The organism is Kurthia populi (assembly GCF_042686175.1).
GTDB classification, from domain to species: domain Bacteria; phylum Bacillota; class Bacilli; order Bacillales_A; family Planococcaceae; genus Kurthia; species Kurthia populi.
In genome coordinates, this window is record NZ_JBHUOR010000091.1 from 1 (window position 1) to 9,970 (window position 9,970).

The 9,970-nt window shown below is 38.7% G+C and carries 13 protein-coding genes and 1 pseudogene; 11 read left to right on the forward strand and 3 right to left on the reverse strand.

Annotated elements, in window-relative coordinates:
- The first annotated feature begins 197 nt into the window (after nucleotides 1–197).
- The 3 genes from ACFSY7_RS10965 to ACFSY7_RS10975 all read left to right on the forward strand — a co-directional run bounded on the left by ACFSY7_RS10965 (nucleotide 198) and on the right by ACFSY7_RS10975 (nucleotide 2,790).
- Entirely contained in the window at nucleotides 198–1,112 is a 915-nt protein-coding gene (locus ACFSY7_RS10965) for an NADP-dependent oxidoreductase (protein WP_029498894.1), read from the forward strand.
- Between the two features lie 112 nt (nucleotides 1,113–1,224).
- A complete protein-coding gene (locus ACFSY7_RS10970; protein ID WP_380147859.1) occupies nucleotides 1,225–2,544 on the forward strand; it encodes a Na+/H+ antiporter NhaC family protein in 1,320 nt (439 codons plus the stop codon).
- Nucleotides 2,545–2,598: 54 nt separating this feature from the next.
- Nucleotides 2,599–2,790, forward strand: coding sequence for a hypothetical protein (locus tag ACFSY7_RS10975; protein WP_029498889.1), 192 nt, complete (start codon nucleotides 2,599–2,601; stop codon nucleotides 2,788–2,790).
- 233 nt (nucleotides 2,791–3,023) lie between these two features.
- On the opposite strand, the gene ACFSY7_RS10980 is transcribed toward ACFSY7_RS10975, so the two are convergent.
- Nucleotides 3,024–3,629, reverse strand: coding sequence for a DUF2332 family protein (locus ACFSY7_RS10980; RefSeq protein WP_380147860.1), 606 nt, complete (start codon nucleotides 3,627–3,629; stop codon nucleotides 3,024–3,026).
- On the opposite strand from ACFSY7_RS10980, the gene ACFSY7_RS10985 reads away from it, so the two are divergent.
- The 8 genes and pseudogenes from ACFSY7_RS10985 to ACFSY7_RS11020 form a co-directional block, all read left to right on the forward strand.
- A complete protein-coding gene (locus ACFSY7_RS10985; RefSeq protein ID WP_380147861.1) occupies nucleotides 3,514–3,906 on the forward strand; it encodes a LysR substrate-binding domain-containing protein in 393 nt (130 codons plus the stop codon). The two genes, ACFSY7_RS10980 and ACFSY7_RS10985, sit on opposite strands and share 116 nt — an antisense overlap.
- A gap of 69 nt (nucleotides 3,907–3,975) precedes the next feature.
- A complete protein-coding gene (locus ACFSY7_RS10990; RefSeq protein WP_029498884.1) occupies nucleotides 3,976–4,167 on the forward strand; it encodes a hypothetical protein in 192 nt (63 codons plus the stop codon).
- A 95-nt stretch (nucleotides 4,168–4,262) separates the two neighbouring features.
- Nucleotides 4,263–4,412: a 50S ribosomal protein L33 gene (rpmG, locus tag ACFSY7_RS10995; protein WP_029498883.1), complete on the forward strand. Its 150-nt coding sequence runs from the start codon at nucleotides 4,263–4,265 to the stop codon at nucleotides 4,410–4,412.
- Between the two features lie 60 nt (nucleotides 4,413–4,472).
- Complete coding sequence (locus ACFSY7_RS11000) at nucleotides 4,473–5,663, forward strand: GTP-binding protein (protein WP_126991648.1); 1,191 nt, start codon at nucleotides 4,473–4,475, stop codon at nucleotides 5,661–5,663.
- Nucleotides 5,656–6,555 (forward strand): CobW family GTP-binding protein, encoded by a 900-nt coding sequence (locus ACFSY7_RS11005; RefSeq protein ID WP_380147862.1) that lies wholly within the window; start codon nucleotides 5,656–5,658, stop codon nucleotides 6,553–6,555. The genes ACFSY7_RS11000 and ACFSY7_RS11005 overlap by 8 nt, the downstream gene beginning before the upstream one ends.
- Nucleotides 6,555–6,824, forward strand: coding sequence for a 30S ribosomal protein S14 (rpsN, locus tag ACFSY7_RS11010; protein WP_380147863.1), 270 nt, complete (start codon nucleotides 6,555–6,557; stop codon nucleotides 6,822–6,824). Before ACFSY7_RS11005 ends, rpsN begins: the two co-directional genes overlap by 1 nt.
- A 117-nt stretch (nucleotides 6,825–6,941) precedes the next feature.
- The gene (locus tag ACFSY7_RS11015; protein WP_380147864.1) at nucleotides 6,942–7,253 is read left to right on the forward strand and encodes a hypothetical protein; all 312 of its coding nucleotides are present in this window, start codon (nucleotides 6,942–6,944) and stop codon (nucleotides 7,251–7,253) included.
- Nucleotides 7,247–7,477: pseudogene (locus ACFSY7_RS11020) on the forward strand (MMPL family transporter); the annotation flags it as partial. The gene ACFSY7_RS11015 and the pseudogene ACFSY7_RS11020, both read left to right, overlap by 7 nt.
- A 64-nt stretch (nucleotides 7,478–7,541) precedes the next feature.
- Here the strand turns inward: ACFSY7_RS11020 and ACFSY7_RS11025 are convergent.
- A complete protein-coding gene (locus tag ACFSY7_RS11025) occupies nucleotides 7,542–8,219 on the reverse strand; it encodes a response regulator (protein WP_380147865.1) in 678 nt (225 codons plus the stop codon).
- The gene (locus ACFSY7_RS11030) at nucleotides 8,219–9,769 is read right to left on the reverse strand and encodes an ATP-binding protein (RefSeq protein ID WP_380147866.1); all 1,551 of its coding nucleotides are present in this window, start codon (nucleotides 9,767–9,769) and stop codon (nucleotides 8,219–8,221) included. The genes ACFSY7_RS11025 and ACFSY7_RS11030 overlap by 1 nt, the downstream gene beginning before the upstream one ends.
- Between the last annotated feature and the right edge of the window lie 201 nt (nucleotides 9,770–9,970).

Genomic DNA, 9,970 nt, shown 5'->3' on the forward strand with positions numbered 1-9,970 from the left:
CTCTGTATATTATGCGCGTCAATGCCAGTTGACACTCAAGCATCATACAGGAGGGCTTTTTTGTTTTCAAGTCTCTGAAAATCCTTCTAACAGGAATGCTCCTATCTAGTTATTAGTACCCGAGCTAGCATAGGCTAAAGCATAAATGGTTTAATTTTTACATGAATTGGAAAGAGAACAGCAAGGAGCTGATAAACATGAAGGTAATTGGATTTGAGACGTATGGAGATGCATCGGTACTAGAGGAGCGCGATATCGCGGTACCTGTGCCAAAAGAAAAGCAAGTATTGGTTGAAACGCTTTATACAGCGGTGAATGTATATGATGTTGAGGTGCGTCGCGGCGATTTTGCGAATACGCCATTAACACAATTTTATGTGCCAGGGAATGAGGTTGTAGGGCGAATTGTTGCAGTAGGGCAAGCTGTCACAGCATTTTCAATAGATGATATTGTAATTGCGAAAACGGCACGCAACGGCTATGGTGAATATGTTGCGGCTGGGCAGAGCCATACGTTTTTAAAGCCTGAATATTTAACGACAGCACAGGCCGCAAGTTTTTCGCATACGGCTGTCACGGCTTATTGGGCACTGCATGGCTTTGCAAAAGCACAGCAGGGTGAAACGGTCGCTATTTTAGGCGCCTCGGGGAGCGTTGGGAGCTTTGCCATTCAATTAGCAAAGGAAATGGGCTTACATATTATTGCGGTCGCGAGTGCGCGCAATGAAGCGTATGTACGTGGGCTCGGTGCAGATGATTTTGCCGATTATCACCAAGATGAAGCTGCCTTCGACGGGATAGCGGATATTATTATTGATGCGTCCTTACTTGGTAAGGGAGGTCAAGCGGGTATTCGCTATGCAAAGGATGGTGCACGCTTTGTTGGGCTCACAGGCTTACCACATACAACACGCTCAGTTCAACTTATTGACGGACAGCGTACAAAAGATATGACCGACAAGGAAGCGATGGATGCACTTATCGATCTGCCGCTTCAAGTACGTGAGCCTGTAGTTTTACCATTTACAGCAACCGGTGCGCGTGAAGCACATGACATGCTGGTGGCAGGTAACCATGACGGCAAGGTTTTACTTCAGGTGCGCGAATCCTAAAAATTGTATGAATTATGACTTAATTTGCAACAAACACACACATCGCCTTGCACAAGCGACGTGACATCGTTAAACTTACGTCAGAAAAAAATGCAAGAAAGCTGTGTGAGAGATGGAGTTCGTTGTTTTTGGATTATTTGCATGTAGCTTATTGCTTTGTGTCGCATTCAATCAATCGATTTTGCTGGCACTTGCGTTTGGCTATATGCTCTTTTTTATGTATGGCTTAAAAAAAGGACATGCTGTACATGAGATGCTGCGCTTTTCATGGCAAGGCATTCGTCAAATTAAAGGCATGTTATTTATTTTTATCCTTATTGGCATGATGACCGGCATTTGGCGTGCAGCTGGGACCATTCCAATGATTATTGATGTTGCAACGGGATTCCTTGTGCCGGCGATTTTTATTATTGTCGTCTTTTTACTCAATTGCCTTGTATCCGTTTTAACGGGTACTGCCTTCGGTACTGTGGCAACGATTGGTGTTATTTGTATGACAATCAGCAATGTAATGGGGGAAAACCCCTTATTTGTTGCTGGTGCGATTTTATCAGGTATTTACTTTGGCGACCGTTGTTCACCGATGTCGACAAGTGCGCTGCTTGTCTGCGAATTGACGCATATGAAATTATTTGAGCATATTCGCCAAATGATTAAAACAGCAGCCATTCCGTTTGCACTGACGAGTGCGATTTATATCGTATTAGGCTTCATTCATACGCCAGAGGCAAAAACTACGCATGTTACAGCTATTTTCGCTGATAGCTTTGTGTTAAATGGCTATACGTTAATACCAGCTGCCCTTATTTTTGTGTTGCTGCTATTGAAAATAAAAATTAAACAGACAATGCTCATTAGTATTCTGTCAGGAATTATTATTTGTGTTGTTGTTCAAAAAATGTCGTTCACTGATATTGCAGCAACACTTTGGAGCGGCTATATCGCAGATAATCTACAATTAGGTGCGATGCTTGATGGTGGAGGCATTTTATCGATGGTGAATGTTATCGCTATCATTTGCCTATCATCGTCCTACTTTGGCATTTTCAATGGCACGAATATGCTAGAAAGCATTCAGCATAGTGTAGAGGCATTGGCACATAAAACGACCAATTTCTTTACCGGAACGATTGTAGCGATTGTAGCGGTCATGATTTCATGTAATCAGACGCTCGCTGTTATGTTAACCTATCAATTAAATAAAGACATTTATCATGATGATAAAAAAACAGCGAGTATGCTAGCGGATACGGCAATTGTCATCCCACCACTTGTACCGTGGTCTATTGCCTGTGCAGTGCCATTAGCGGCTGTTGATGCACCGGTAGCAAGTATTTTATTTGCATGTTATTTATACTTATTACCGCTTGCTGGAATCATTCGTTCATTTTATATGAAAAAGCGTGCAATACCCGCATTGAAGCCACTGTAAATCGTTTGTCATTTTCATTATCTTTAGTACAATAGAAAACGATGAGGTGACAACATGAAGAACAAGAAATTTTTAAATTCACTTGGCCTAATTATGCTTATTATTTTTGGTGGTAATTTTGTTGTGAATTATATCCGCCACGATCAATTTGGTACGGTAGAATTAATCGGTGGTATTATCGGCATCGTTTTATTATTAATTGGAGGCATTGTTATTAAAAATGATGCACCGAATAAGGAACGATAGCACAAAAAAGAGGCTGGGATATACGTATAAAAACAACCGTTCATATGAGCATAAGAAAAACCGGAATCGCGCTGTAGCGTGGTTCCGGTTTTTCGTTGCGAACACTAAAAAAGGAAGATGACGTGTTTTGTCCCAGCCTCTTTTTGTATTTTAACGCCAAACATAATATTCCCCGTGCCCATCAATTTCTCTTAAAATTTTTTCCGAGACGATTTCACCTTGATAGATAGAATCTACATGCAAATGTGTATCAAATAGATTATGTAGACGTGATATAGAGGCTGTTCCATACTATTAGTCTGCAATAAGTGAAGCAGTTCTTCTTTTAGGGCGGGTGGAAATTGATTCGCTACATGCGTATGGAAAATGATAATTTGAGTGTTTTCCTGCAGTGCCTTTTTTAGAAGGAGAGGCAATAGTGGTCTGAAGTCTCCTTCTATTAATTGACTCTTAACATACCTATTTAATTGAATCGCTGTTTTTAGATTTTCTTTGCGCTGCGTTAATTCAGGCCATATTAGACATTCAAGCCATAAAGCTTGTTCCTCATCCTGTGTATCGACAATGGAAAGAGAAGGTAGTGTGCTTAATGGATTACCTAAATTTTTTGCGTAGATTTTTAGTGGACTATTAAATTGTCCAAACTGAATGAATGGCTGCTGCTCAATAGGATAATAAAAGTGTTCGAGATTCAATAAGAGTCCGGCACTTGTTCCAATTTCAATGATTGCTAAAGGCTTTAGAGATTTTGCAGCGATTCCACAAAAAGAACCGATCGTGATTGCATTGTCATCATCGCTAGCATCGACATTTATTTTATCGATATTACATCGTTTCACATTGGAAGCACGAAATTATAAGTTTGAAATTTTGATGCTTAATCAGCATGATGGAGCTGAGCTGTTACAATCTAAAAAAGCGGATATTGTCATAGACTTAAATCCTACAAAGCAAAAAGACAGTCATGCAGAAAAACTTATTAGTGCACCATTAAAATTAATTTATTCACCCAAGCTACCAATGGCCGACGAAACAAGAGATGCGCGCTTACATTATTTATTTACAAATAATGAGCTTGCTATCGGTTATTTAAATGAGCATGTCTCAGTGCTGTAATGGCTAGAAAATGAGTATCCAATCCATTCCTTTACAGGGGGGAAAGATAGTGTTTTTGCTATTCAATTAATGCAAGACCAATTAGTCCTTGGCTTATTAACAGAATTTTTAGTAGAAAAAGAATTAATGAAGAATGAATTAAATGCATTAACTATAGGAGATATTGCAAATTTTTACGAGGTAAATATATTTGCTTCCTACAACCGTAATCAGCAAAATATTCAATCTTTTTTACATAGTTTGCGAAGTTCTTTAACATAAATCGATGGTTATTTTATATTTACCGTTGACAAACAAAAAATAGAAGCGTAAAATCATAAAACGTAATCATTACTATTTAAAAAGAGGTGTCTAGTATGCGTGTAAACATTACATTAGCTTGTACAGAAACAGGAGATCGCAATTATATAACGACAAAGAACAAACGAACGAATCCAGAACGTCTAGAATTACGAAAATATTCTCCGAGATTAGGGCGCGTCACATTACATCGTGAAACAAAGTAGCGATAAAAAATTTTACAAAAAAATAAATCGTAATAATTACGATTAAGGAGTGGCGACAACATGACAAAAATTCCGGTGACGGTACTGAGTGGGTATTTAGGTGCGGGGAAAACAACGATGTTAAACTATATTTTACAAAATGAACAAGGCTTACGTGTCGCAGTTATCGTGAATGATATGAGCGAAATTAACATTGATGCAGCATTAGTCGCACAAGGAAGTGGGATTTCGCGTACCGATGAAACATTCGTAGAATTATCAAATGGCTGTATTTGCTGCACACTGCGTGAAGATTTATTACTGGAAGTACAGCGTCTCGTAGATAAAGGAAATATCGATTATATTGTTATCGAATCGACGGGTATTAGCGAACCAATTCCAGTTGCACAAACATTTTCATACAATGATGAACAATTAAATATCGATTTAACGAAAAGTTGTGTGCTTGATACGATGGTAACCGTTGTCGATGCCAATCGTTTTTGGACAGACTTTCAATCGGGAGAGAGCTTACTTGCACGTCAACAAGCGGCTGGGAATAAGGATGACCGTGATGTGGCCGATTTATTAATCGATCAAATTGAATTTTGTGATGTGCTCGTCATTAATAAATGTGATTTAGTTACGCCACAGCAATTAGCGCAATTAGAGCGTATATTAAAATCTTTACAACCAGAAGCCAAAGTCATTCGTACTACATATGGCGAAATTGATCCGAGTGCTATTTTACATACTGGTCGATTTGACTTTGAAAAAGCCTCAGCAGCGGCGGGATGGTTACAAGAGCTAAATAATACCCATCATACACCGGAAACAGAGGAATACGGCATTGGTTCGTTTGTGTATACACGTACTTTACCATTCCATCCGGCGCGCTTTAAAAAATGGGCAGATCATTTACCACTATCGATTGTCCGTTCAAAGGGCTTTATTTGGAGCGCTGGGCATCCTAATATGGCGCTATTATTTTCACAGGCAGGCTCGTCTGCAACATTGTCACCATTAACGTATTGGGTAGCATCTCTACCGAAAGCTGAGCAGCAACAATTAATGGCGCAGGAGCCTGAAGTGTTAGCAGAATGGGACCCGGAGTTTGGAGATAGAAAGACGCAATTAGTATTCATTGGTATGGATTTAGAGCAAGAAGCCATTACGAAACAACTAGATGCATGCTTACTAACGGCGAAGGAAATGGATGCGGATTGGTCCACATTTGAAAATCCATTTGATTGGCATGTTGCACATGAATAAAACACGTATTGTGCTACTGAGCGGTTTTTTAGGAAGCGGAAAGACAACGTTATTAAAACATCTATTAGCACAAGAAGATCAACAGCATGTTGCGGTCGTCATGAATGAGGTAGGTGAGGTATCGATTGATGGTAAGCTATTGTCTCCGGATACACATCTTTCAGAGATTACGGATGGCTGTATTTGCTGCACAGGACGGGATGAATTAGAGCGCGCAATTTTAACGCTATATCAACAGCAAAAACCTGATGTGATTTATATCGAAAGTTCTGGAATCGCACATCCACTTGAAGTTATTGATGCTTGTTTATCCCCCGTAATTGCTGAGCATATGACAATTCAAAAAGTCATTACAGTAGTAGATAGTGAACGCTGGAGTAAAAAACATCTTTATCGTAAACCGCTTCAAAAATTAATGGATGAACAAATTAAATATGCAGACCAAGTATTAATTAACAAAGCGGATTTAATTACGCAACAACAATTTGAAACAATCGTACAAGATATTAAAATGATTCAGCCAAATGCACAGTGGCGCATGACAACACATGGTCGTATGCCTCTTGATACACACTATTTTACACATGCAAATGGACGTGCAACGGAGGCGCATATGGAGCATCATTTACATGTGCATCACTTTGTTTATACATTTAAAAAAGTTATCTCAAAGCGGGCCCTTGATACATTTGTAAGAGCGTTACCCGCTACTGTATTTCGTATAAAGGGCTTTGTGTCAGTAGATGAGTATCCGGAAAAAACAACCTTATTTCAGTATTCATTTGGTGTTCCCCTATATTTTCCACAGGAAGTCAAGTTCCTAACAACACTCGTTTTTATCGGAGAAGATTTAGAAATTGAGCAATTAAAACAACAATTGGAGGCTATATAATGGCAAAAAAATCAAAAATCATACGCAATGAAAAACGTCGAGCTACAGTTGAAAAATATGCAGCACTGCGTCAACAATTAAAAGAAGAGCATAATTACGAGGCATTGCAAAAATTACCGCGTGATGCATCGCCAGTAAGACTTATAAGACGTTGTGAATTAACGGGTCGCCCACGTGGTAATATGCGCAAATTTAACCTATCACGCATTCAATTCAGAGAGCTTGCTTACAAAGGTCAAATTCCAGGGGTTAAAAAAGCAAGCTGGTAATAGAACGTAAAACACTTCTAAAGAATTTTCTTAGAAGTGTTTTTTAATTAGTAGCTCCCTTATAGCAACTACACGATATGATACCCTGCTAATGAATAAATGTTAACAGGGGGATATATGCAAATTTTTAGCTATTTAAATCGATTACACTACGATATTGAGAAGGTGCGTATGTCCATAACCGTAGCAATTGGCGTTCTTTTAATTGGTGTGTTATTAATGCAACAACTCGTACAAGTGACCATTTTGCAAATGATTGGCTGTACGATATTATTTGCAATTTACGCTATTTTGCATTGGTATTCTGGTAGTCTTATAGCGCATCTACGGATTTTTTATTTTGTCATCCAAAGTGTCGTCATTCTGAGCTGTGTGCTTGTAGTACCAATTGCTTCACCCATTATTTTCTTAGGGTTGGCATCTTTATGATGGCAGATGATCCGATGACAAAAATCATTGGTCTAGCATTAACTTTTGGTGTGTTATTTGATGCCTTTATCGTGCGCATGATGATTGTCCCCACATTGATGCTTTTAATGGGCAAAGCGGCTTGGTATATGGCGAAATGGTTAGATAAAATATTACCAAATGTTGATATTGAAGGCGAAACAATCATGAGCGAAATTGAAAAAGAAAAAGAGCAGAAATATTAATTTCTGCCCTAAAAAAACGTACATCGTAAAAAATGTACGTTTTTTTTATGCGATTTTTAAAAAATTACGTACGTAACATATATTTTCGCTCAGGGCGCCCGACCGTTCCATAGAGAAGGGCAGTTTCTAGCACTTTTTCAGCAACTAAATGCTCTAAATACCGGCGCGCAGTTGAGCGACTAATACCCATTTTTTCGCTCAGTTCATTGGCAGTCACCTTATCCAGCTGTTTCGCGATAAAAAGCTCCTTTATCGTATCAAGGGTATGTGTGTCGATACCCTTTGTTGAAGTAGTTGCTTGTTCTTCAACAACTGTATGTAAAAAGAGCAAATCTAATTGTTTTTGTTTGAAATATTCGTTTGTAGCAAACATTTTTTGCTCTTTTTGTGATTGTTGAATCGGCGCTTGTAACCGCTCCTCATTAAAAGGTTTGACAATATAATCATAAACTCCGAGCGCTTTTAGTGCATGAATATGCGTCGCTTCAGCCGCTGCTGTGACCATTACAATGGCGACTTTTGGGTGTCTTTGACGAATATGCATCACAAGTTCGTAGCCCTCAACATCTGGGATATAGAGGTCAAGAAATAGCATATGTGGAACCTGTTTTGAAGCGAGTGCTTCTTTTACTTCCTGTCCATTACGAAAGCTGCCAGTTACTTTACAGCGTTCTAATTGCTCAATATACTCTTGGTGGATATTCGCAATACGAAAATCATCTTCTACAATCCAAATATTCATTATGAATTCCTCCTCAATACTAATAAGAAGCAGGCACCTGATAAATCACCAGCATCTAAGAAAATATCGCCATCTACTGCCTGCATTGCTTGTTTTGACAATGCTAAGCCATGACCGCGATCATAGCCCTCATTTGTTGAAAAGCCACGTTCAAAAATTTTCGTGGCGAGCTTATCATCGACGCCATCACCACTATCTTGCACTTCCATTAATAATTCATGCTCATATTGTTGAATGCTTACACGTACTTCTTTTAACGTATTCTTTGATTTTAATACCGCTTCAATCGCGTTTTGTATTAAATTTCCAAGCGCCATTGTGACGGCATTAAGTTGTTCATCTGTACAAGGCATGAGCGTATCATCCAGCTCAATCTGTAAGATAATATTTTTTTCCTGCGCTTCAATCATTTTACCGACAAGTAAAGCATTTAAAATCGTGTAGGGCTGTTGATTAGTAAATGAATATTGTTGATGCTTGTTTATTTGGTCTTGTTCAATGAATTCAACGGCTTCTTTGACTTGATGACGCTTTAAAAGACCAAGCAATAAATGCATTTTATTTGAGAATTCATGTGTTTGTGCACGCTGCATTTTGGCTTGCTGTTTGACGTGTTGTAGTTCATTAATAACTTGCTCATATTCATCTTTTTTCCGCAACGTATAAAGCGCACCTTCACGGTCTTTTTTTACATACAGTGGTTTCTTCGATAAAATAACGGTTTCCTCTCCAAGTGCCATTTCTACCGCTTGAAATTCAGATTTTTCGGTTAAGCGTAGAGGAATGATATCACTAATGTCCCGTTCCATTAGAACCTTTTCTTTATTAAAAAAATGATAAGCACTTGGGTTTGCAGAAGTGATAGTATGATTTTTGGTTGTGGTAATGATGCCGTCGCTCGTCGTTTCTAAAATGGTTTGATTGAGCTGATAAAGCCTTGCAATCTGCTTAGGCTCCATATCGAAAAGCTGTTTCTTCATATAAATAGACAATAACATGGCACAGAGTACCCCGATCAAGCCGACTAAAATCGAAATACGTAGCCAATGAAAGAATACGCTATCAATATTTTCTTGGACGGTTGAGGTCATAAAGCCAACAGAAACAATACCAATAATTTCCCCATCTTTTTTGACAGGGACTTTTCCGCGAATTGATTTTCCTAAGGAGCCTACGCGTTCTGTAATAATTGATTCACCTTTTTCAAGCACAGGAGTGTTATCACCGCCAACCATATGAAAGCCAATTTTATCTGGCTCCGTATGAGAATAACGAATGCCGTCCATATTCCCTACAACGACATAAGCAGCACCGATATTTTTCCGAATGCTTTCCGCTATCGGTTGGATGGCTTTACTCGGATCTTTATCATCAAATGCGTCAATAATATCATCTGTATCTGCTACGAGATGAGCTGCTTGGAGTGCTTGCTTCGCAATTTGTTTATTTGTCGTTTCTTCGATATGATGTTCAAGTAAGACAAGGAAAATGCCACAAATAAGGAAAATGATTGTACTGAAGTAAAGAATCATTTTTGTTTGAAATTTCATATAAATCACCACGCAATCGCCTTCGTTCCTTCTATTATAAGCGGTTTTGGTCATTTAGCGAAGGGGATAGAATTACAGAAAAAAGATTTTTATGCATTATAGGAGCATTCCTGTTAGAAGGATTTTCAGAGACTTGAAAACAAAAAAGCCCTCCTGTATGATGCTTGAGTGTCAACTGGCATTGACGCGCATAATATACAG